Source organism: Flavobacterium chungangense LMG 26729, assembly GCF_000735715.2.
In the GTDB taxonomy this organism is placed as follows: Bacteria; Bacteroidota; Bacteroidia; order Flavobacteriales; family Flavobacteriaceae; genus Flavobacterium; species Flavobacterium chungangense.
Genome location: NZ_JASY01000031.1, coordinates 1 through 24,606, shown reverse-complemented (window position 1 = coordinate 24,606; position 24,606 = coordinate 1). Strand labels below are relative to the sequence as shown.

Sequence of the window (24,606 nt, the reverse complement as noted above, 5' to 3'; positions counted from 1 at the left end):
GGTGCAATTGATGTTGTACTGGTCAATGAATTATACCAAACAACGTTTGCTTCGTTTACCTGAATATTGGCAACAGTTGGTGCATTTACCAAACAGAAATCCTGTGTATTATCGGTAGTGGTTGGAGTTAATGGATCAGTAACAGTTATAGTAACCTGTAATCTTACAGCACTTTCACAACCCGTTACAGGGTCTAAAATAGCTCCATAATAAATACCATTTGCTAAAGCTGTTGTAGGTGCAATTATTGTTGTACTGGTCAATGAATTATACCAAACAACATTAGCCTCGTTTACCTGAATATTGGCAACTGTTGGTGCATTTACCAAACAAAAATCCTGAGTATTATCCGTAGTAGTTGGTGTGCCCGGATCATTGATCGTAATAGTAACCTGCAAACGGACAGAACTTTCACAACCTGTTACAGGGTCTAAAATAGCTCCGTAATAAATACCGTTGGCCAAGGCTGTTGTTGGTGCAATAGCAGTTCTGCTTGTCAATGAATTATACCAAACCACATTGGCTTCATTTACCTGAATATTGGCAACCGTTGGTGCATTCACCAAACAAAAATCCTGTGTATTATCTGTAGTAGTCGGTGTCCCTGGATCATTTATCGTAACAGCAACCTGTAAACGAACTGAACTTTGACAGTCGTTTACCTGAATATTGGCAACTGTTGGTGCATTTACCAAACAAAAATCCTGAGTATTATCCGTAGTAGTTGGTGTACCCGGGTCGTTGATGGTAATAGTAACTTGTAATCTTACAGCACTTTCACAACCTGTTACAGGGTCTAAAATCGCTCCGAAATAAATACCGTTAGCCAAAGCTGTTGTTGGTGCAATAGCTGTTGTACTGGTCAATGAATTATACCAAACAACATTCGATTCGTTTACCTGAATATTGGCAACTGTTGGTGCATTTACCAAACAAAAATCCTGAGTATTATCCGTAGTAGTTGGTGTACCCGGGTCGTTGATGGTAATAGTAACCTGTAATCTGACAGCGCTTTCACAACCTGTTACAGGGTCTAAAATAGCCCCATAATAAATTCCGTTGGTTAAAGCGGTTGTTGGTGCAATAGCTGTTGTACTTGTCAATGAATTATACCAAACTACATTTGCTTCATTAACCTGAATATTGGCAACCGTTGGTGCATTCGCCAAACAAAAATCCTGTGTATTATCCGTAGTAGTCGGTGTGCCCGGATCATTGATCGTAATAGTAACCTGCAAACGTACGGCACTTTCACAACTTGTTACAGGGTCTAAAATAGCTCCGAAATAAATACCGTTGGCCAAGGCTGTTGTTGGTGCAATAGCTGTGGTACTGGTCAATGAATTATACCAAACAACATTCGATTCGTTTACCTGAATATTGGCAACTGTTGATGCATTCACTAAACAGAAATCCTGTGTAGTATCTGTAGTAGTTGGTGTACCCGGGTCGTTGATGGTAACAGTAACCTGTAAACGAACTGAACTTTCGCAACTTGTTACAGGGTCTAAAATAGCCCCATAATAAATGCCGTTGACTAAAGCAGTTGTTGGTGCTATTGCTGTTGTACTGGTTAATGAGTCATACCAAACAACATTCGATTCGTTTACCTGAATATTGGCAACAGTCGGTGCATTCACCAAACAAAAATCTTGTGTTGTGTCTGTAGTTGTAGGTGTATCCGGATCATTTATTATTACAGTTGCTGTTTGAAGTGTACCTGCAATATTTTCACAAGTTGTATCACTTGAAACTCCAACATAATATGTAACCGGACTCACAGCTCGTGTTAAACCTGTTACTGTTAAAACTCCTGTAGAACTTATGGCATAAGTTACGCCACTTACAGTTCCATTTGCTATAGGTTGTGTTTTATTCGCATCAAAATACCATGAAAATACAGGAGTTGATAATATACTTGTAGGTGTTAAGGTTGCCGAAACATTATGGCAAACTGCTGTATCATCAACTAAAATATCGTTTTGAACTGAAGGAGGTAATATTGTAAAAGTAATTTGTTTTCTGTCTGCTTCTGCAGTTTCACAAAACTCATCTGAACTAACTCCTACAAAGTAAGTGTAAGTCCCGGGAGTCAATCCATTTCTAATTAACTGAGAAGTTGTTTCTCCTGCAATCAACTGATTAGTTGTTCCGTCAAAATTATACCAATAATAAATAGGATTTGTTAATAATGGAGTTCCGCTTAGACTTGTATTTAAAGTCACTGTTCCTGTTGGAGAACAAATTGAAGTATCTACTCCTCCATTAAGAGTAATGTTTGTTAAAGCACTTTCAGGACTTGAAGCTCTGACTTCAATAGTAACTTCTCCTCTTGATAAAGCTTCACAACCATATCTTACCGGCTGTACGTAATATTTATAAATTCCGGCTGCTAATGTAGCAGGAACTGTGAAAGTAATTCCATTAGCAACAACTGAACCACCTGTTGGTGAATCGTACCATATATAATTTGAACAAGCTTCTGTTGGAATCTGAAGTGTAACATCTGTTCCCGGACAAACCGTTATTTTGTTATCAGGATCGCTTCCAATTACTTTCGTATTTGCCACTCGTTCAACCGTATGAACTCTAAGAAAATCTAAAACTCCTGCAACACCGCCAAAACGGATTCTTACACGGTCATATGCTTCTGGTAGTGAAGAAACAAGTACCATTGACATTGTATTTCCCGGTAATAATCTAATACTTAATAAGGTACTATTGCTTTGAATTGGAGCACCAACGGCAACATTTCCCAGATAACGCTGAATACTAAATCCGGTCAATAAATTAACATCTAAAAGAGTCCCAGGTTTAGAAACTACAAGCCTTAAAGTATCGCTTACAATTGATGGCGTTTTAAATGTAACCGTTAAATCAGCTGCAGCCAGAACTCCTGCTCCACTATACATTGTTGCAAATGTAGAAACATCATTATCTGCTACATTCCATGCATCGCTCACTCCAACTGTCGAAGTTAAAGCTCCTATTGGCAGTCCTAAATCTGTCGCTCCATAAAATACATCCTGAATATCACCCGGAGTACAGGTTATTGTTGAAACTTTTTTCGTGTAATAAGCATCGAACACTTTTGTGTTTTGAATAACACTTAAAAGTGCCCCGGATATTACTCTAATTCCGTCATAATCTTGTGGGCCGGATGAATTTGCCGGCACAAAAGTAAACTCATATGATTTTTCTCCCGGTAATAAATCCAATATTGATCCTGAAACAGGTAGCATTGTTCCAATATCAACTCCGCTTTTAGTTCCAATTACCGATAAACCTTGCGCAACAGCCAATAGACTGTATTCAGCTCCCAGCTTAACAGTAACCGGTGTTCCTTTTGCTATGTTAGCTGGCCAGGTCAAATTCTGCCAGGTAGTACCTACTCCTAAAAGACCTACGCCTGTTGTTATTGTAGAATAAGTTTGCGTATTTCCGTCAATGGCATTGGTTGGATTAGCTACTCCACCTGTTACTATTGAACCGAAAGTTTGCCCTGTAGCATACACTCTTTCTGTTAATAATTGACAACTATTTGGATCTATAACATTGATGGTTATTGTTGCTGAAGTTGAACAATTAAGAGCACTTGTAGCCACTACTGTATAAGTATAAACTCCCGGAGTATTTAAAACTCCTGTTGTAAATACCGGTCCTGTCAAAGCATTTCCCTGAGGGTCAAACCATGCTAATGTTCCGTTTGATGTAGCATTCAAAAGAACATTGGTTCCCGCATTTACTGATAAGAAAGGTGTTGCAACAACCAAACTTGGTAACGGGTTAACAGAAACAGTTACCGGTAACTTTCCGGATGGACATGTAACACCGTTACCTTGAGCCTGAATTGAGTAAACACCACTTGTATTTATATTAGCTGCAGCTGCTGCAGGTAAAATATTGTCTGAAGGGTCATAAAAAATATAAGTTGTATTTCCGGTTGTATCAAAACCTGTTATAGCATTAGCTAAATTTACAGTTCCACAACCTTCTAAAGTAGTACCTATTACCGTTAAAGGTGTAACTGAAGGAGAATTAACCGTTACTTGTTTCAGCGTATTTATAGCATTTTCGCAAGTAACTGCATTAACGACAGACACATAATAATTGTAAGATGGCACAGCTGAACTCAGACCATTAATTGTTAATGCCCCTGTTGTTGGGTTTTTAGAGAAAGTTACTCCTGGCTGTGCAACAACTGTTGAGCCGGTTATAATTTCCTGTGCTTTATTTTGATCTGTATAATATTTAAATTGAGCTCCAACTAAAGCTGATGTTGGAGATAATACCACACTTCCGGCACAAGATGCCTCTAATGGAGTATTAATTGTCACATCTGCAGCAGTTGCAAATGGTGACACTGTTACCGTAACTGGTTGGCGAACACTGTTTACGCAAGTTCCGTCACGTGTTGCCTCTAAATAATAAGTTGTTGTTGCTGTTAAAGCCGGTGTCGTATATGTTGCTATAGGAGAAAGCTCTGTTCCTGCACTTGCAGCATCGTACCATTTAAATGTTTCTCCGGCTACACTTGAACTGGCCGCTAAATTAGCTGTTTGTCCACTACAAATTGGGGACGTTGCACCAGTAATTACAGCATCTTTAAATCTATATGAAGCTCCATAAATATCTAAGTTTGTTAATAAAGTAACTAATCCTCCTAATCGAATTTCAACTTTATTAAATGCTGCTGTTGCTATAAAACTAGCTTTAAATCTATCTCCCGATAACAACTGTAAGCTCAACAAATTATCAGTAAGAAAGTGTCTGTCATTGTTATAAGTTACTCCATTATAGGTTGCCAAACTAACTCCGCCTAATAATGACACATCAGCTAATCCTCCAGGTAATTCTAATTCAACATCTATAATGTCTCCTGCCTGGCCAGTTGTTGGAAAAGTCACGACTTGTTCAACATAAGCACCAGCTATCCCTGCAACTGTAGAAAGTCTTGTAAATGTATTTACATTCGTATCAACAGATCCTCCGGGATTGCTGAAACTACATAAAACACATAGTAAGCCCGGATCTAAAGTTGTAACTTGTGCATTCGCCTGCAAACAACTACTTGCCGAATTATTTATCAAAACATTAATAGCAGTTCTTGCACTGCTTATACAACCTGATGTTATACCTCTGGCTGTAACATAATATGTCTTATTTAATGTTAAAGCTGGGGTAGTGTAGGTATTGGTTCCTGTTGCCAGAGCAATTCCATTAGTCGGTACATCATACCAGTCAAATGTAACATTAGAATCGGGACTTGAGACCTGCAAAGCTACACTCTGTCCTGACTGAATAACGACATTTGATGATGCCGCAATTGGTACTGCTGGTAATGGATTAACCGTTACAGTAACCGGCGTACGTGTAGCACTCAAACAGCTTCCAATTACCGCCTCAACGAAATAATTCGTATCAGCAGTTAAATTTGGTGTTGTAAAAGAAGCACCGGTAAACACTAAATTTCCTACTGAAGCTGCATCATACCATCTGTAGATAGTACCTCCAACAGGTCCCTGAATATTTAATGTAGTAGTCTGACCACTACAAATTGTTGTACCCGCTGCACTTATAACAGGAGCTATAGGATTATCAATTGATATCAACACAGGAAATCGCTCGCTATTGATACAGCCATTTCTGGTTATTTCTACATAATAAGTAGTTGGAACCGTCAAAGCAGGAGTTGTATAAGAAGTGGTGCTTGCCAAGGAAGTTCCTCCAGAAGCTACATCAAACCAATTAATGATTTCACCAACTCCAATATTAGCAACTATAGTTGTAGTTTGTCCACTACAAATAGTTCGATTAGCTAAACCCGTTGGGGTTTTATATCTGTAAGTTGCCTGATATATATCTAAACTTGTCAATACTGCTGCCAAGCCTCCTAATCGAATCTCAACACGATCAAAAGCTGCTCCAGCCTCTACACTTGCTTTAAAACGATTTCCGGATAATAATTGCAACGTTACCAGAGAATTATTAATTAAAACTCTGTCATTATTATAAGTTGCTCCATTGTAAGTTGCCAAACTAACGACACCTAAAAGAGCAACGTCTGCTAGTCCGCCTGGTAATTCTAATTCAACATCAACAATATCTCCTGCTCTTCCCGGATTATTGAATTGTAGTGTTTGCTGAATCCATCCGTTTATTAAACCAACAGGAACTGTAAGTCTTGTCGCTGTTGCAGAATTTCCGTCAACAGAATTATTTGGATTTGTTACACCACACAATAAGCACAACCCATTTTGATTTGTTTGCTGACTATTTGCTTCTAAGCAACCTCCCAAAGCTGCTGGCTGAACATTAACCACTACCGGAACTCTTGCACTAACACAATTTCCAGTTGCACTTTGACTTTCAACATAATATGTTTTTGAAGCAGTCAAAACTGGTGTAGTAAATGTTGGTGAATTAATTGCTATTGCAGATCCGCCACTGGCAACATCATACCAATTAAGCGTAACACCTGCTTCAGAAGTAGTAGCATTCAAAGTAGCGTTTTGACCAGACTGAATGGTTACACTTTGAGTTAAAACCGTTGGAACAGAAGGTATAGCAGTCGAAATTACGTCAACCTGAGTTCTTGCCGGACTCAAACAGCTTCCTATCACAGCCCCAACATAAAAACTTGTAGTCCCTTGGGGAACTGTTGGTGAATAAGTATTTCCCGAAGCTAAAGAAACCCCGTTTGATGCTACATTATACCAATTATAAGTGGTTCCCGGTATTGGATTTATTACAGATAATGTAGTTTGCTGTGTTGCTCCTGAAGAACATATAGAAGTTCCTGAAGCACTTATCACTGGCGCAACAGGATTAGATACATTAATTTGTACAGGAACGCGTTCACTGCCTTCACAACCTGCAGCTCTCGTAACTCCTAAATAATAAATTGTATCAGCGGTTAAATTTGGGGTTGTGTAATTATTTCCTGATATCAACGGAGTTGTAGAAGTTGTCGAACTAAACCATTCCAGAGTAGTCCCTGATACAGGTGTAGCTGATAAATTTAAAGAACTACCTGAACAAACAGTCTGTGTCAAACCATTAGTAACAGTTGGCTTTGCAAAATCCAGCCTCACATCATATACTCTTAAATTTACCAATGCACTAAGAAGTCCGCCTACCTGAATTCTGGCCTGGTTTGTATCTCCCGGCAATGTATATCGTATTACAGCTATTTGATTTCCGGGTAATAATTCAAGATTTAATAATCCATTATTTAATGGAACTGGGGCAGCAACATCTGCTCCCGAAAGCTTTGCCTGGATGGTCACATTTGATAAAAGGCTTAGATTCAACAAGCCACCACCTGTTCCAAAATAAATTACAATTTGATCTCCAGCCTTCGCAGTTTGATTAAAAGTTAATGTCTCTTGTGCAAAACAAGCTAAACCAAGTACATTGCTTATTGTAGCAAAAGTACTCATACTTGTATCAAATGCATCATTTGGATCTGTCACGCTCATCCCTACACATAAAAAACCACCTGTACTATTTGTCTGTGAAGTTGGTCTACATACATTTTGAGCAAAAGAACTTGAAAATAAGAGCAAAAAAAACAATGCCCCAAATAATCCCCTCTGGAAGTTGGGATTAATCATTTGTAATTTTTTTTTCATAATTTGGAAGATTAGAAAATGGACAATAAAAAGCCTGTTGCATTAAGACAGAAGTCTTATACATTTAAAAAATTAAAAATCAGTTAATTAAATTCGAGTCAGAATCTTTACAAACAGATACTTAACTACATTTTGAAAAAATCATAATGTGTATGAGCATTTTATTGATTAAAATAAAACGTCTCATTTTTTTGTAGAAGACTGAACTGAATCAAACTTCCAAGAGGAGTGATTTGTTTGGGGATAATTTGGACTAAGAATTCTATTTTAAATATTTAATTTAAAATTTTATAGTAAGTTGATTATTCTTCTATAAAAATCAAAATTGAAAATTGAATACAACATCCTTAATATATTTAGCAACAAAAAATACTTAGACTGGGTGAGGAATTAAAAATAAATTACTGATATAATACTTAAACTTGTATATAAAGTTTGACAGATCTATAAACTTAATAAGTGATAAACTTATAAATAATACAATCATAATACTACACACAAACTGAATGAAGAAAGTAAATATTAATTCCATAAGCAAATCAATTAAGTAAAACTATCTGTACTAATTGCAATAAAACTAAAAATGCTTTTTTTTAAATTTAAATGATAAATTAAGAACCAACGGTTTAAAAGCAAAAACGTTTTGTTTAATCTTAACAATCTAAAATTATAAAAAAATAAAATACAAAACAACTATAAAATTCTTATTTTTTTTAAAAGACAAAAAATAAGACGGTAAGAAACAGCTTAATAACAGTAAAATATAGCCGTAAGAAAAAAGAAAAAATAAGTGTGAATATCACAATAAAAACACTAAATACCTAGTATTTTAATTAAAAACAAGGTTTAAACCTACAAATAAAAAGAAAAAAAATGTTTTAAAGAAATTGTCATTTGTAGAAAAATGAAAGTTAAAAATCTAAACAATTAATAAAAAACACGTAGAAATACGGGTATAAAAAATACCTAAATAATTAAACAAAAGTTAAATAACTTCAAATAAATTAAAAAATTAACAATCAGTTATTTAACTTTTAAAAAAGAGCTTTTACTCGATTATCCCTTAATAATAGTATTAATCTGAGTAAACAATTGCCCATTACTTAAAAAAGCACCCTGTTGGATCAATTCGAAAACAGATGAATTTCGATCTTCAGTAAAAACTTTCTTTCCCGTTTTCATTTCAATAGCATCTGTAAACATATTATCGCTTAACCATTGCAAACCTTCTCTTGTCAGAAAATCAGTTTCAGAAACTAAAGATTTTAAAACAATAGACTCAACATAAGTATCAAAACATTGAAATAAAAATATGTGATTTTTAGAAAAATGTTCCAGAAATTCAGCTCTGGACAAAACACCTTCCCAAATTAAATCCGAAAAAACATCCAATTCCTGTTCAGCAACTTCAGGTTTATTAATTTTAAGTTCATCCCACTCCGCTTTATCAATAGCTTGTGTAGCTAAAAAGCTGGCAAACTCCGCATGTAATTCTTCAAATTGTTCTTTTGTTAATCTTGTATATTTCATTATAAATATTTTAAATCTCAAGCTATAAGCAATACCAATGACAAATAGCCTTAACTTTTATTATTACTTTATTAAACAAAAAAATCCCGACTCGCATCGGGATTTTTTTTATCTTAACTAAAAACTATTACTTTTCAGCAATAATTTCGTATGGTAAATCAACAATAACATCTCTGTGTAAACGGATGCTTGCAGAATATTTTCCAGTACGTTTTACAATACCGCTTGTGATAAATTTTCTATCAATAGCGTTACCTGATTTTTCTAAAGCTTCAGCAATGTCGATGTTTGTGATAGAACCAAAAAGTTTTTCTCCACCTGCTTTTGCAGAAAGTTTAATTTCAAGAGCTTTTAATGTTTCAGCTAATGCTTTAGCATCAGCAACAACTTTAGCTTCTTTATGTGCTCTTTGTTTTAGGTTTTCAGCTAAAACTTTTTTAGCAGAAGGAGTTGCTAATGTAGCAAAACCTTGAGGAATCAAAAAGTTACGACCATAACCAGGCTTTACAGATACTACATCATCTTTAAATCCTACGTTTTGAACGTCTTGTTTTAAAATAATTTCCATGTTGTTGTCCTTATAAGTTAGAAGTTAGGTTCCTTTTTGAGTGGAAACCAACAACTTTGTTTTTAATACTATTTTAATAAATCGGCCACGTATGGCATTAAAGCTAAATGACGAGCTCTTTTTACAGCTACAGACACTTTTCTTTGATATTTTAATGAAGTTCCTGTTAAACGACGAGGAAGAATTTTACCTTGCTCATTAACGAATTTCAATAAGAAATCAGCATCTTTATAATCGATATATTTGATTCCTGATTTTTTGAAACGACAATACTTTTTAGTTTTGTTAGTTTCTATGTTTAAAGGCGTTAGATATCTGATATCCCCGTCTTTTTTTCCTGAAGCAGATTGTTGTAATGTTGCCATGATAATTAAGCTTTTGTAGATTTAAGTTTAGCTCTTCTTCTTTCAGCCCAAGAAATAGCATGTTTATCCAAACTTACAGTAAGGAAACGCATAACTCTTTCGTCACGTCTGAATTCAGTTTCAAAAGCAATTAGAACTTCTCCAGCTACTTTGAATTCGAATAAGTGATAAAAACCACTTTTTTTGTTTTGGATTTCGTAAGCCATTTTTTTCAGCCCCCAATCCTCTTTCGATACCATTTCAGCTCCTCTACTAGTAAGAAATTCTTCAAATTTCGTTACTGTTTCCTTTACCTGAACTTCAGATAAAACGGGATTTAAAATGAAAACAGTTTCATAATGATTCATAAATACAATATTTATTTGTTAAAATTGGGTGCAAAAGTAACCATTATATTTTAATAACCAACATTTTTTTTCTTTTATTCGTTGAAATGCAAAAAATAGGCTTCCATCTTAGTTTTTTTTCCAAAAAAACAATACATTTACTATTGAAATCCTGAATACATTAAATTTAAACTCTTATGAAACTAAACTGTGTTGTTGTAGATGATAGTTCTATACAGAGGGCAATTATTGCAAAATTAGCCAATAATCATCCTGGTTTACACCTGGTCGGAGACTTTTCAAATGCAATCGAAGCTAAAAGTTGTATCTCTTTAAATAATATCGATTTAATATTTTTAGATATTGAAATGCCTGTTATTAACGGATTTGATTTTCTTGATGGTTTAAAATCTAAACCACAAATTATATTTATTACTTCTAAAGCTGAATATGCTTTAAAAGCTTTTGATTATGATGCCACAGACTACCTTCAGAAACCTATAGCCGTTGATCGTTTTAATGCTTCTGTAAAAAGAGCAATTGACATGCATATACTTAAAAAAGAAGTCAAGGAAGAAGAAGGAGAACATATTTTCATCAAAAGCAACTTAAAAAAACTAAAAATTTTTACAGCAAAAATCAAATGGATTGAAGCTTTTGGAGATTACGTAAGAGTTGTCACTGAGGACGACAGTAATTTAGTACTTTCAACAATGAAATCATTTGAAAATGATTTATCAAAAGAAAAATTTATTCGTGTTCACAAATCTTACATTATTAATATTGATAAAGTCGAACGCTTTAATAGCAAATTTGCAGAAATTGGTATTACTAAAATTCCACTTAGCCGAAACAAAAAGGAAGATTTAGTCAGAGCATTATCAACATAAACAAATTTAATAAAAGTCGACATTTACAGCTAACTTTATAGTCCTGTATTGAGGTACTGCTTCAAAACTATTTAACATTTTCTGAATAGTTTTTTTTGTCCCCGCTAATGGCAAATTTTGTGGGATCTTAATTAAAATGGTTCTAATATATTCATTCCTGATTCTGTTAATTGCAGGCTCTTCAGGCCCTAAAACCGGCATATTTAAATTTTGGCTCAAAACCTTATACATCCACATCGATCCTTCTTTCAATTTATCAAAATCACGATGCTTTAAAGTTAATTTTATAATTCTAAAATAAGGAGGATACTTATAAATCTGACGATCATATAATTGCTCCTTATACATACCTAAATAGTTGTTGTTTGTAACCTGCTGTATTGTATTATGGTTTGGATTATAGGTTTGAATCACAACTTTTCCTTGTTTTTCAGATCTTCCTGCTCTTCCTGCAACCTGTGTCATCATCTGAAAACTGCGTTCAAAAGCCCTGAAATCAGGATGATGTAACATATTATCAGCATTCATAATTCCGACCAGACTAACATTATCAAAATCCAATCCTTTAGCCAGCATTTGGGTACCGACCAAAATATCTATTTCTCTATTTTTAAAAGTATCTATGATTTTTTCAAAACCAAATTTTCCACGAGTTGTATCCTGATCCATCCTTCCTGTTTTGGCTTTCGGAAAAAGAGAAACCAATTCCTGCTCGATTTGTTCTGTACCAAAACCTTTTGTAGTCAAATCAATACTCGAACAACTATGGCAGTGTGTTGGTTTTGCAATGGAGTACCCACAATAATGACATCTTAATTGATTTTTATGTTTATGAAAAGTCAAACTCACATCGCATTGCTGACAATGCGGAACATGACCACAAGTCAAACACTCAATTATAGGAGAATACCCCCTTCTGTTTTGAAACAAAATCACCTGTTCGCCCAAAGACAAAGCTTCTGCAATTTCCTCAATTAAAAGATCACTAAAATGACCCGTCATTCTTTTCCTAAAATGCTTGTCTTTTAAATCCACCAAAAGAACTTCCGGCATTCTAACATTATTATAACGTTCCGTAATGGTAACTAAACCGAATTTTTCAATTTGAGTATTAAAATAAGTCTCAATACTTGGAGTTGCAGATCCCAAAAGCACTTTGGCACTATGCAAATTAGCTAAAACAATTGCAGAATCCCGCGCGTGATATCTTGGTGCCGGATCTGTTTGCTTAAAAGTCTGTTCATGTTCTTCATCAACAATCAACAAACCGAGATCATTAAAAGGCAAAAACAAAGCTGACCTTGCCCCTATTACAATTTGTGCTTTATCTGAATTTTCAAGTGTTTGTTTCCAAACTTCTACTCTCTCATTGTTACTGTATTTAGAATGAAAAACCGCAACTTTATCTCCAAAATGGAGGCGCAAACGAGAAACCAACTGTGTTGTAAGCGCAATTTCAGGTAATAAATATAAAACTTGTCTGCCCGTTTTTAAATATTCTTCAATTAACTTTATATATATCTCTGTTTTGCCACTGGATGTAACACCATGAAGCAGACAAACTTCTTTTTCTAAAAAAATATTTTTAATTTCTGCAAAAGCAGTTTCCTGTGCAGCACTTAACAACAATTTTTTCTCCGAAGCTCTTCCTTCAAAAGCAACACGATCATGTTGAAGATAATATTCTTCAAAAATTTCTTTTTCAATTAATGCTTTTACAACTGCCGAAGTCGAATTTGAAGCTTCAACCAATTTCTTAACTGTAATCGGTTTTTTTTCTGAAGCTGTAATTTGAAAATAAGCCAAAACAATTTCTTTCTGCTTATTGGCGTTTTTCAATACTTCTAATAATTCATTTAAACCACTATCTGATTCGTATTTGGAGTGTAGTTTTACGTATCGAATCAATTTTGGCTTGTAATTTTCTTTTATTTCTTCTTCTAAAACAATAATATCTTTGTCCATTAACTTTTGAAGAATCGGAAAAATATTCTTTTTGTTTAAAATCAAAATAATTTCCTGAACCTTCAAAGAACTCTGTTGCTGCAAGGCTTCATAAATCAAAAATTCTTCGTCTGTGAGTTCATTTTGATTCACAATTGCATCTATTTTATACGAAATAATAGTTTCACTTTCCAGTAGCAATCCGCTGGGAAACGCTCCACGATAAACATCACCAATACCGCACATATAATAATTAGCAATCCAAAGCCAATGTTTAATCTGAGTTTCTGTTGCAATAGGTTTTTCATCTAATATCTGATGAATTTCTTTTGCTTCATATAAAGTCGGAGCATTTTCATGAACATCTAAAACAAGCGCCGTATAAATCTTGCTTTTAATAGGTACTGCAACGCGCATTCCTTTTTTAATAAAATAGAATTCAGCCTCAGAAACACGATAGGTCAAGGTTTTGGTTAAAGAAAGAGGCAAAACAACTTCTACAAAAAACATGTAATTATTTTAAAATTGGTGAATTATTTTTTACCCGAAGTTTGTACAGTATTGTATTTTTGTACCATTTTCAAAGTATGCCTTAGTGATTCTATATCTGCCCAATCTTCATGACCTGTAATAATATAGATGGGATTCTTAAATTTAGTTTGCACCCTTTTGATTGATTTCTCCCATTCCTTAACATCAGCATCTCCTAAATAACCCAAATCTTTTGCTGCTGCGCTTTTTACAAAACATCCTCCATAAAGCAGTTTTTCTTTATCAAACCAAACTACAATATTGTCTGGAGCATGTCCTTTTCCAGGATAATAAACCTGAAAAGTATGATCCCCAACAGTAAACACAGTATCATTTGGAATTATAAATTCAGCTCTTTCTTTGCTTTCCTTTTTAAGAATTTGATCCGTTAGTTTTATAGTATATGTTTTAATTCCTTTTTTTCTATAAAAACCTAAAGCTCCAGCTCTGTCATCATGAGAATGTGTAGCAAAACACATAATAACTTCTTTATTATGTTTTGCTTTTATGATGTCCAGCAAAGGCTGAAACTGTGTTTGATCCCAAGGTGCATCGAACAAAATAACGCCTTTTTTTGTAACAAGATACATTGCATTGGCAGAAATTAATGACCCTTTATAATCATGAAAAGTTTTATAAACATAAAAGTCACCTGTAAGATGACTTATTTGTAATGCAGAATCCTTAGATTGCCCAAAACTTTTTGACAGGATTATAAGGAATAAAATTAATGATGCTAATTTTCGCATTTTATCTAAAAAATTATTTTTTCACCCTTGTCCAATATTGTGTTCTTCCCACAATAGAAATTCCGACATAACCTCGAAGTTTTAGTTTATCAGCCGACTCTAATTCAATATAACATTTGTATTTTTTTCCATTTGTTGGATCCAGGATTGTCCCTCCATTATACTCAGCCCCGTCTTTTTTAAGTCCGTTGATGATTACCATGCCTAAAATTGGTTTGTTTTTTTCTGCACCATCACATTTTGTACATACATCTTTTGTATGATTAGCACGTAATATTTCTGCAACTCTACCATAGATTTTTCCTGATTTTTCGTAAATCTCTACTATTGATTTTACTTCACCAGTTTCATCATCAATCGTTTTCCATTTCCCAACAACACTTTGCGCCTGAATAGTACTTAATGTTAGAAAAAAAACACCAAAAGTTAAAATCCAATTTTTCATAATCTATTTGTTTTTTGTCTCAATTTCCTGATAGTTGCGTTAAGTTCAAAACCTAAAAGCAGTATCATACAGTTTATCCAAATGTAAAACATTAGAATTAATAATGTCCCAATAGAACCATAAAGTTCATTGTATTTTGAAAATTTTATAACCCAAATCCCAAAAAAGAACGAAGATATAACAATTAATACCGTCGTAAAAACAGATCCAATGCTGATAAAAGGCACTTTATTATATTGTTTTGTACCATAACGCAATAATATTGAAGACGTTATCAAAATCATCAAAATAACAAACAGGTAACGCCCTAAAATAATTAAAGGAATACGATCACTCAATACATCCTGAATTATTGTTTTCTGGATAAAAACCTCAAAAACAACTATAGTAGCCACCGTTACAAATAGTATGACAGTCATTACAAGTGAAATTGCCAACGCTACTAAATATTGATGAAAAAAACCTCTTTTATCAAAAACATGTTTTGAAGATTCAAAACCACTCAAAATTCCGTTAATACCATTTGCCATTAAAACAATAGAAAGTAAAAACCCTGAAGACAGCAACCCTGAATGACTATTATTTAATATGTCACTGATAATTTTACTGATGGCATCGTAAGTATTGGGTGGTACACTCTGCTGGACAAAAAGCAAAAAATCCTGTTGAAAATTATCTATAGGAATAAACGGAATTAAATTTAAAATAAACAATGCAAAAGGAAATAAAGCCATGAAAAAGCTAAAAGATACCGCACTCGCATGATATGAAAAAGCGCCTTCAAGTATACCCAAAATATACATTTCCAGCAAATCATATAACGAAAAACCTTCTAGCCACGGCAATTTTATGTTCTTTAAAAAACGAACTAATAAACGTACGACTGGTACTTTTTCAAGCCGATTTCCTATCTCTTGCGACATATAAATGATTTTAGATTTTAGAGTTTCTATTTTAGAATATTTTGGTCATCTAACTTGTAACGCATTACTTCTTTTAAAACGCTTTTAAACTCAAATCCATATTATAAATTGAATGCGTTAAGGCTCCAGACGAAATATAATTCACCCCACAAAGTCCATATTCGCGAATCGTTTTTTCACTTATATTTCCAGAAGACTCTGTTTGGCATTTATCCCCAATCAATGCCACAGCCGTTTTTGTATCTTCGTAATTAAAATTATCAATTAGGATTCTATGAACTCCATCACTTAGTAAAATCTCACGAATCTCATCTAAATTTCTTGCTTCAACAATAATTTTTAAATTTAAATTATTGGATTTCAGATATTCTTTGGTTTTACTTATTGCAAGCGTAATTCCGCCGGCAAAGTCAATATGATTGTCTTTCAGCATCACCATATCATACAATGCGTAGCGATGATTTTCTCCTCCTCCTATTTTTACAGCCCATTTTTCAGCAATTCTGAAATTGGGTGTTGTTTTACGGGTATCTAATATTTTAGCCCCCGTTCCCTCCAAAAGCTTTACATATTCATTGGTTTTTGTTGCAATGGCAGACATTCGCTGCATTGTATTTAAAACCACTCTTTCAGATTTTAAAATAGATTGTGAGCTACCTGAAACTTCAAAAACAACTTCACCATATTCGACATGGGTTCCATCTTCAATAAAAGTCTTTATATTTAATTTTGGATCAACATATTCAAAAATCATTTTAGCTAATGCAACGCCAGCAATAATTCCCTGGTCTTTCACTAATAATTTAGCTTGTCCATGCGCAATATGAGGAATACAGGCAAGCGAACTGTAATCTCCTGTACCAACATCTTCTCGTATAGCGTTGGCAATCATTAGTTGTAATTCGGCATGAAATTGTACTTCGCTGATCATCTTTATAAATTTTATGAACTGCTAAATTAGGATATATTTTATGGATTTAAAAGTTTCGGTTTAATTTTAAAAATTGTAAATTAACAATTAAGATACAAAAATAAAGCTGGAACTTAATTTCTAAACACTCTGTGAATTCAAAGAACATTAAATATCTTTGAAACTCATTCAATCAAAATTTATGGGATTAATTAAGGATATATACTCCGTTTCTTTTTACAAAAAATTTAGTCAGGCAGTCGCCGAAGTACATCCATCATTCAATAAACAAAAATTTATTGAGACAATTTATGAAGGTAATTTTGTTGAGAAAGAATGGAAAGACCGAATGAAACATACTACAGTGGTTTTGCATCAGTTTATGCCTGAAAATTTTTCTCAAGCTGTTTCTTTAATTGAAAAAATAATCGAAAACCTTAAAAAAAATAATTTTTCAGACAGCAATCTGGCTTTTATATTTTTTGCCGATTATATCGAAATATATGGTTTAAAGGATTTTGAAACTTCGACGAAAGCTTTTGTTTCAATAACACAATTTATAAGCTGCGAGTTTGCCGTTCGACCATTTATATCAAAGTATAAAGAAAAAATGATTGATGAAATGACAAAATGGTCTTTACATGAAAATCATCATGTCCGCCGATTAGCGAGTGAAGGTTCACGGCCAAGATTACCTTGGGCAATGGCGATCCCGTTTTTGAAAAAAGATCCTTCTTCTATTCTTCCGATTTTAGAAAATCTTAAAAATGATCCTTCAGAGTACGTTCGCAGAAGCGTTGCCAATAATATCAATGATATTGCAAAAGATAATCCTGAAGTTGTACTTGAAATCGCTTCAAGATGGAAAAATCATAGTAGAGAAACAGATGGAATAATCAAACACGGATGTCGAACTTTATTGAAACAGGGGAATCCTGAAATTTTAAGTCATTATGGTTTAGACAGCATAAATATTGAACTTTCTTCTTTCGAAATCAAAACGCCGACCATAAAAATTGGAGATTATCTGCAATTTTATTTTTACTTAAATAATAAAAATGACGAACCAAAAACAATTCGTTTAGAATATGCTGTTCATTATAAAAAGGCAAAAGGTCATCTGGCAAAAAAAGTATTCAAAATCAGCGAGAAAATTTACTCACCAAACCAGCTCACAAAGATTGAAAGAAACCAGTCATTTAAGTTAATAACAACTCGTGTTTTTCATACCGGAGTTCATCAATTATCGATTATCATTAATGGAACCGAGAGCGAAGCTTTGGAATTTGAATTGATTAATTAAAACTTGTGCTTCTTTTTTATTTCTTACTTTTATAATGTAAACCCAAAAAACTTTTTCTTAATCTAAATTAAGTTACAGACTCACATCCTTGCTGTAATTTTGTTTTCAAATAAAATAACCATGTCAAATATTAGTTTAATTATCGAAGAACGTGCTGCTAACATCGGCAATTTTATGGTAGGCAGATTATTGCCTTTCCGTGAAAAAAGAGCTGTTGGACCATTTGTATTTATCGATCATATGGGGCCTGCACATTTAAATCAATATCAAAATATGGATGTTCCGCCACATCCTCATATCGGGCTTTCTACACTTACTTTTTTGTTTGAAGGAAGTATTATGCACCGCGACAGTTTGGGAACAGAATTAGAAATAAAACCAGGGGCGGTTAATTGGATGACCGCAGGAAAAGGAATCGTACATTCTGAAAGAACTCCTGAATATTTAAGACATTCTGACAAAATGCTTCACGGATTGCAGATTTGGGTAGCACTTCCGAAAGAGTTGGAACAAATGGATCCGAATTTTACACATGTTGAAGCACAGGATATTCCGGCTTGGGAAGAAAATGGCGTTTCATATAAACTGATTGCAGGAGAAGCTTTCGGGAAAAAATCTCCGGTTCCTGTTTACAGCCCGTTGTATTTTATTGAAATTAAAAGCAAAGAAGCTAAAAAAATCAATATTGGAAAAGATTTATTTGGTGAAAGCGGTTTATATATTTTAGAAGGAAGCATTAAAAGCGGCGAACACGTTTACGATCCAAAACAAATTTTAATTACAAGCGACAGTACGCTTTGTGAGTTTGAAATTGAAGCTAATTCAACCGTTTACATTTTTGGAGGACAACCTTTCCCGGAAGAACATTTCATCTTTTGGAATTTTGTTTCATCAGATAAAAATCTTATCGAAAAAGCCAAACAAGACTGGACAGCACAAACTTTCCCAAAAGTTCCGGGCGAAACCGAATTTGTACCATTACCCGAACCAAGAATTAAATAATTATGGATACAGTATCAGCAAAAATAGACACACGTTTGTACCGCACAGAAATCATTTCTGGAAGTGGAAATATTTTAATTTCTGACGAACCACAACAATTAGGAGGTAAAAATTTAGGTTTAAATCCAACTGAACTTTTGGCTTCATCATTGGCTTCCTGCACTTTGATTACTTTACGAATGTACATCAACCGCAAACAATGGAATGTTTCAGAAATAAATATCAAAATTGATTTTGAAAGAGATTCAGAACGAAATGTAACTTCGTTCATCAGAAAAATTGAAGTAACTGGTGAAGTTGACGAAGCACAAAAACAAAGATTAGAAACAATTGCAAATAGCTGTCCGATTCATAAAACGCTAACAAACACAATCGAAATTAAAACGACATTAATCTAAATTATATCATGAAAATTCAACAAATAAACGATACAAGAAAAGTTTTTTTTGAAGCTATCGAAGACGGAAAACAAGCCGGAAAAATGACCTATACCTGGGCTGGTGATGCAAAATTCATCATTGACCATACTGAAGTAAATGAAGAATTTAACGGAAAAGGTGTTGGTAAAAAATTACTCATGGCAGCTGTAGAATATGCCAGAACAAATAATTTGAAAATTATTCCGCTATGTCCTTTTGCAAAAAGCGTTTTTGACAAAACAGAAGATATTCACGATGTATTATTCCGTTAAGAATTAAGGCCTAAAAAAATTGTAATTTCTAAAGGCAAATCAAATTCATTTTCAAAAAATATTAATTGTCTTTTGTAAACAGTTTCAATTAAATAGTGATTTCCTCTGAAATAAGTCCTTCTAATTTTAACTTCTAAATCAGAGTGTTCCACCATAATTAATTGATGTGGATACACTAATGATTTTCCATTTTCATCTTCGGAAAGCTGCAATAAATGAGTAGGGATTTCATTAACTTCTCCAAAAAGAGAAGCAATATATTTCGAAGATGGATTTTTATAAATTTCAGCTGGATTTCCCTTCGTGACAATCTCTCCGTTACGCATTACAATCGCTGCATCTGCAAAAGACAATGCATCTGTGCTATCATGAGTCGCAATAATACAGGTTATTTTTTTCTGTTTTAAATATCTGAATAAATTCCGGCGTAAAGCATTTTTACGAAAAGCATCAATCTGACTAAAAGGTTCATCAAGCAAAATAACTTCTGGTTCTAAAGCCAGGACACGTACCAAAGCAACTCTCTGTTGTTGCCCCCCACTTAAAAATTTAGCTTTCACATTAGAAAATTGCTCCATTTCAACCATTTCCAATAGCTCCTGAACACGAAGTTTTTTCATATTAGCAAAACCATTCGAAAGAAACTTTCCAACGTTTTCAGCGACTGTTTCATAAGGTGATAGATCAAAGTCCTGTGCCAAATATTTCATATAAGGCATTCCGGGAATCAAATTATATTTTGGTCCCAAAACAGGTTTTTGTTCGTAAAAAATCTGGCCTTCATCTAAATCAAACAACCCGTACATCAATTTAAGAAGTGTACTTTTTCCACAGCCGCTTTCGCCAATAATGGCTATGTTTTCGCCTTTGTTAATAGTAAAAGAAATATTTTTTATAACCGGTTTTTCGGTATACGAAAATGAGATATTTTGGATGTCAAGCATGTGTTCTAATTGAAAGTTCAAATTTACAATGTTTAATTTCGAAAGGCAAAAAAAAGCTGCTTCAAATAAGAAACAGCTTTTAATAAATTTTATTGTAATTTAATTATTTTCCAGCTTGTGCTTTAGCATCATTTACCATTTTGTCATTTGCAGTAATAGCAAATTCAACACGGCGGTTTTGAGATCTTCCTTCAGCAGTATCATTACTGGCAATTGGGTCAGCAATTCCTAAACCTGACGTTTTAAATCTACTTGATTTCAACCCTTTTGAAACCAAATATGCTTGTACAGATGCAGCTCTTTGTCCCGAAAGCGTTAAATTATATTCGGGTTTACCTGTGTTATCAGTATATCCAAAAATCTCGATATTAGTATCTCCATAATCATTAAAAACAGGAACTAATTTATCTAAATTTGCTTTAGCCTGAGAAGTTAATGTTGATTTGTTTGTATCAAAACGAACAGCATTTTCATTAAGTGTTAAGTGAATTCCTTCACCAACTCTTTCTACTTCTGCACCTGGTAAAGCCTGATCAATTTCACGTGCTTGCTTGTCCATTTTGTTTCCAATAAGGGCACCAGTTCCACCTCCTACAGCAGCTCCAATTGCAGCTCCCAAGGCAGCGTTTCCGCCTTTACCTAAATTATTTCCTAATACCGCTCCAATTACTCCTCCGGCAACTGCACCAATTCCGGCACCCTTTTGAGTATTATTAGCATTTTTTACTGAATCGCAGCTTGCAAATAAACTAACTAATACTAGTAAACTACTTAAACTTAATGCTGTTATTTTTTTCATGTTTATTTTTTTTAATATTAATTAGCTCTTTGAAATTGGTAAGTTACATCTTTCGTTTGTCCACCAACATTGATATTGTCAATTAACTGAAATGAATTATCAGTTAATCCTGCTACTTTAAGCAAATATCCTGATCTGACATTTTTTGATTTTGTACCCGGATCAACAATTTTTAATACAAAAAGTCCCTGATTGTTAATACTCCAGACAATTGGAGAAGTAAATGCCGTACAGCTTGAAGCATTCAATGTCATGGTGCCTTTATTATTATTAGAAATAAAATTCCAGGTACTACCTATGAAACATTTTGAATCTGCAAGATCAAAAGAATTAACTTTAATATAATCAGATCCCGCATAGGAAACATTTGTAAGTATCCAATTTCCTTTAATGGCTACTTGAGTTGGTCTGTCAAGTTTTTTTGAAATTTCTGTTCCTTCTGTTGAAGTTGCAGTTGATGAAGCTGATTTACACGCAAATAAGATCGTGGACATCATGCAAATGAAAACAAATTTCTTCATTTTGTAGAATTATTTAAGTTATTACTTACACATTTAACAATTATTGTAAACAAAGATACAATTCATGCAACTATATTCTCTTCCAAAATCAGATTATTTTCTTTCAAAATTAACACATAAGACATTTTGTCACTCAAAAATAATTGGTATTCTATTTGAATAAGTGATAATCATCTTATTAAACTAAAAAAATAAAAAAATATGACAACAGGTAAAATTAATGTTTCTGTAGAAAACATCTTTCCCTTAATCAAAAAATTCTTATACAGCGATCACGAGATTTTCTTACGTGAATTAGTATCAAACGGAACAGACGCTACTTTAAAATTAAAACACCTTATAAGCATTGGTGAAGCTAAAGTAGAATACGGAGATCCAATTATTGAAATTAAAGTGGATAAAGAAGGTAAAAAAATCCACATTATCGATCAAGGTTTAGGTATGACTGCTGATGAAGTTGAAAAATACATCAATCAGGTTGCTTTTTCAGGAGCAGAAGAATTTCTGGATAAATACAAAGATTCAGCAAAAGATTCTGGAATTATCGGACACTTTGGTCTTGGTTTTTATTCGGCTTTTATGGTAGCTGAGAAAGTAGAAATCATCACAAAATCATATAAAGATGAACCTGCAGCCCACTGGACATGTGACGGAAGTCCCGAATTTACTTTAGAACCGGCTGACAAAACTTCACGCGGTACGGAGATTATTTTACATATTGCAGAAGATTCCCATGAATTTTTAGAAGATTCAAAAATCCACGGTTTATTGAATAAATACAACAAGTTCATGCCTATTCCGATTAAATTTGGAACAAAAACCGAAACACTTCCTAAACCTGAAGATGCCCCTGAAGATTATGTAAATGAAACAGTTGAAACTGACAATATAATTAATAATCCGAACCCAGCGTGGACTAAACAACCTTCTGAATTATCTGATGATGATTACAAAAACTTCTACAGAGAATTGTATCCAATGCAATTTGAGGAGCCATTGTTTAACATTCATTTAAATGTAGATTATCCATTTAACCTAACCGGAATTTTATACTTTCCTAAATTAGGTTCTGATATGCAAATTCAGAAAGATAAAATCCAATTGTACCAAAATCAGGTGTACGTTACCGACAATGTTGAAGGAATTGTACCTGAATTTTTGACAATGCTTAAAGGAGTTATAGATTCTCCGGATATTCCATTAAATGTTTCTCGCTCAGGATTACAAGCTGACGGTGCAGTAAAGAAAATTTCAAACTATATTACACGTAAAGTAGCTGATAAATTAAAAGCATTATTTAATGAAAATCGTTCAGATTTTGAAGCAAAATGGAACGATATTAAAATTGTTTTAGAGTACGGAATGCTTTCTGAAGATAAGTTCTACGAAAAGGCTGGGAGATTTGTATTGTATCCAACTGTAGATGATACTTATTTTACTCTTGAAGAATTAAAAGAGAAACTAAAAGAAAACCAAACTGATAAAGACGGAAAACTTGTTATTTTATATGCTGGAAATAAGGATGCACAACACTCTTATATCGAAACTGCAAAAACAAAAGGATATGAAGTATTGCTTTTAGATTCTCCAATTATCTCTCATTTAATTCAAAAAATAGAAGGTGATAATAAGGATTTGACTTTCGTACGCGTAGATTCTGATCATATTGACAACTTAATCAAAAAGGATGAGAATACAATTTCTAAATTATCTGATGAAGAAAAAGAAACACTAAAAACTTCATTAGAAGCTTACATACCAAAAGCATATTCTGTTCAATTAGAAGCTATGGACAGTCAGGCTGCCCCATTTATTATCACGCAGCCAGAATTTATGCGTAGAATGAAAGAAATGAGCCAGTCGGGTGGCGGCGGAATGTTCGGAATGGGTAATATGCCAGAAATGTATAATTTAGTGGTAAACACTAATTCTGATTTGGCTTCTAATATTTTAAATACCGAAGATAAGTCAACTCAGGAAAATTTGGTTAAGCAAGCTTTAGACCTTGCAAAATTATCTCAAAACTTATTAAAAGGAGAAGAACTTACAGCTTTTGTGAAAAGAAGTTTTGATTTGATTAAATAGGATTTTAAATTATAATTACATTTATTAACCTGCATGCGTAAGTTTGCAGGTTTTTTTATTTAAAAAACTTAAAGACAACTATTAAAACATAATTTAGTCATCATAATTGTGAAGGATTAAATAATTTAAATACGATATTTTATTTTACTTTGATTAAATAAGATCATAAATATACCCCCAAAAGTATTTATCCTAAAGTACAATTATGGCGTTCCCTGAGGTATGTGCTGTCCGCTGTATCTTTTGCGGAAGAAAGTTTTGGTTAAAAAGAAAAAGGGAGTCCCACAAAAGGATGCCCCTTGCATCCCTAGCGCAGTAAGGGACACCGGGAAGCTTCAGTTTTTAAGCAAGTAATTCCATTAAGCAAAAAAACTCCAATCAGCCATAGCCAATTGGAGTTTCAGTACTCAGAGCGGGACTTGAACCCGCACGGACATTGCTGTCCA

Annotated in this window: 19 protein-coding genes; 6 read left to right on the top strand and 13 right to left on the bottom strand. The window is 33.7% G+C overall.

Annotated elements, in window-relative coordinates; all coding sequences use genetic code 11:
* From JE46_RS23290 to rpsF, 5 genes are all read right to left on the bottom strand, one after another.
* Window positions 1-7,634: Ig-like domain-containing protein (locus tag JE46_RS23290; RefSeq protein WP_035137062.1), on the bottom strand; the 7,634-nt coding region annotated here is incomplete at its 3' end.
* Window positions 7,635-8,690: 1,056 nt separating this feature from the next.
* Window positions 8,691-9,164 (bottom strand): DUF6495 family protein, encoded by a 474-nt coding sequence (locus JE46_RS23285; protein ID WP_031457697.1) that lies wholly within the window; start codon window positions 9,162-9,164, stop codon window positions 8,691-8,693.
* A 127-nt stretch (window positions 9,165-9,291) separates the two neighbouring features.
* Window positions 9,292-9,732, bottom strand: a complete 441-nt coding sequence (gene rplI / locus JE46_RS23280) for a 50S ribosomal protein L9 (RefSeq protein ID WP_031457696.1) — start codon at window positions 9,730-9,732, stop codon at window positions 9,292-9,294.
* 68 nt (window positions 9,733-9,800) lie between these two features.
* A complete protein-coding gene (gene rpsR / locus JE46_RS23275; protein WP_007138295.1) occupies window positions 9,801-10,097 on the bottom strand; it encodes a 30S ribosomal protein S18 in 297 nt (98 codons plus the stop codon).
* Window positions 10,098-10,102: 5 nt separating this feature from the next.
* On the bottom strand, window positions 10,103-10,444 hold the full coding sequence (gene rpsF, locus JE46_RS23270) for a 30S ribosomal protein S6 (protein ID WP_007810575.1): 342 nt from the start codon (window positions 10,442-10,444) through the stop codon (window positions 10,103-10,105).
* Window positions 10,445-10,620: 176 nt separating this feature from the next.
* Here rpsF and JE46_RS23265 point away from each other — a divergent pair, with 176 nt between their 5' ends.
* Window positions 10,621-11,313 carry a LytR/AlgR family response regulator transcription factor gene (locus JE46_RS23265; protein ID WP_031457695.1) on the top strand — a complete coding sequence of 231 codons (693 nt, stop codon included), beginning with the start codon at window positions 10,621-10,623 and terminating at the stop codon, window positions 11,311-11,313.
* Window positions 11,314-11,319: 6 nt separating this feature from the next.
* On the opposite strand, the gene priA is transcribed toward JE46_RS23265, so the two are convergent.
* From priA to nadC, 5 genes are all read right to left on the bottom strand, one after another.
* The gene (priA, locus tag JE46_RS23260) at window positions 11,320-13,767 is read right to left on the bottom strand and encodes a replication restart helicase PriA (protein ID WP_031457694.1); all 2,448 of its coding nucleotides are present in this window, start codon (window positions 13,765-13,767) and stop codon (window positions 11,320-11,322) included.
* A gap of 23 nt (window positions 13,768-13,790) precedes the next feature.
* Window positions 13,791-14,537, bottom strand: coding sequence for a subclass B1 metallo-beta-lactamase (gene bla-B1-FLAV / locus JE46_RS23255; RefSeq protein ID WP_031457693.1), 747 nt, complete (start codon window positions 14,535-14,537; stop codon window positions 13,791-13,793).
* Between the two features lie 13 nt (window positions 14,538-14,550).
* Window positions 14,551-14,982, bottom strand: coding sequence for a DUF2147 domain-containing protein (locus JE46_RS23250; protein WP_031457692.1), 432 nt, complete (start codon window positions 14,980-14,982; stop codon window positions 14,551-14,553).
* The gene (locus tag JE46_RS23245) at window positions 14,979-15,905 is read right to left on the bottom strand and encodes a YihY/virulence factor BrkB family protein (RefSeq protein WP_031457691.1); all 927 of its coding nucleotides are present in this window, start codon (window positions 15,903-15,905) and stop codon (window positions 14,979-14,981) included. The genes JE46_RS23250 and JE46_RS23245 overlap by 4 nt, the downstream gene beginning before the upstream one ends.
* Before the next feature lie 73 nt (window positions 15,906-15,978).
* Entirely contained in the window at window positions 15,979-16,836 is an 858-nt protein-coding gene (gene nadC / locus JE46_RS23240) for a carboxylating nicotinate-nucleotide diphosphorylase (RefSeq protein ID WP_031457690.1), read from the bottom strand.
* Between the two features lie 181 nt (window positions 16,837-17,017).
* Here nadC and JE46_RS23235 point away from each other — a divergent pair, with 181 nt between their 5' ends.
* The 4 genes from JE46_RS23235 (at window position 17,018) to JE46_RS23220 (ending at window position 19,811) form a co-directional block, all read left to right on the top strand.
* Window positions 17,018-18,118, top strand: a complete 1,101-nt coding sequence (locus tag JE46_RS23235; protein ID WP_031457689.1) for a DNA alkylation repair protein — start codon at window positions 17,018-17,020, stop codon at window positions 18,116-18,118.
* A gap of 120 nt (window positions 18,119-18,238) precedes the next feature.
* Window positions 18,239-19,120, top strand: coding sequence for a pirin family protein (locus tag JE46_RS23230; RefSeq protein ID WP_031457688.1), 882 nt, complete (start codon window positions 18,239-18,241; stop codon window positions 19,118-19,120).
* Between the two features lie 2 nt (window positions 19,121-19,122).
* On the top strand, window positions 19,123-19,518 hold the full coding sequence (locus JE46_RS23225) for an OsmC family protein (protein ID WP_031457687.1): 396 nt from the start codon (window positions 19,123-19,125) through the stop codon (window positions 19,516-19,518).
* An 8-nt stretch (window positions 19,519-19,526) separates the two neighbouring features.
* Entirely contained in the window at window positions 19,527-19,811 is a 285-nt protein-coding gene (locus tag JE46_RS23220; protein ID WP_031457686.1) for a GNAT family N-acetyltransferase, read from the top strand.
* Here the strand turns inward: JE46_RS23220 and JE46_RS23215 are convergent.
* From JE46_RS23215 to JE46_RS23205, 3 genes are all read right to left on the bottom strand, one after another.
* A complete protein-coding gene (locus tag JE46_RS23215; RefSeq protein WP_031457685.1) occupies window positions 19,808-20,755 on the bottom strand; it encodes an ABC transporter ATP-binding protein in 948 nt (315 codons plus the stop codon). The genes JE46_RS23220 and JE46_RS23215 overlap by 4 nt on opposite strands.
* A gap of 103 nt (window positions 20,756-20,858) precedes the next feature.
* Window positions 20,859-21,554, bottom strand: a complete 696-nt coding sequence (locus JE46_RS23210; protein WP_031457684.1) for an OmpA family protein — start codon at window positions 21,552-21,554, stop codon at window positions 20,859-20,861.
* Between the two features lie 17 nt (window positions 21,555-21,571).
* On the bottom strand, window positions 21,572-22,075 hold the full coding sequence (locus tag JE46_RS23205; protein WP_031457683.1) for a lipocalin family protein: 504 nt from the start codon (window positions 22,073-22,075) through the stop codon (window positions 21,572-21,574).
* 201 nt (window positions 22,076-22,276) lie between these two features.
* Between JE46_RS23205 and htpG the strand changes: the two genes are divergently transcribed.
* Window positions 22,277-24,160 carry a molecular chaperone HtpG gene (htpG, locus tag JE46_RS23200; protein WP_031457682.1) on the top strand — a complete coding sequence of 628 codons (1,884 nt, stop codon included), beginning with the start codon at window positions 22,277-22,279 and terminating at the stop codon, window positions 24,158-24,160.
* The last annotated feature ends 446 nt before the right edge of the window (window positions 24,161-24,606 follow it).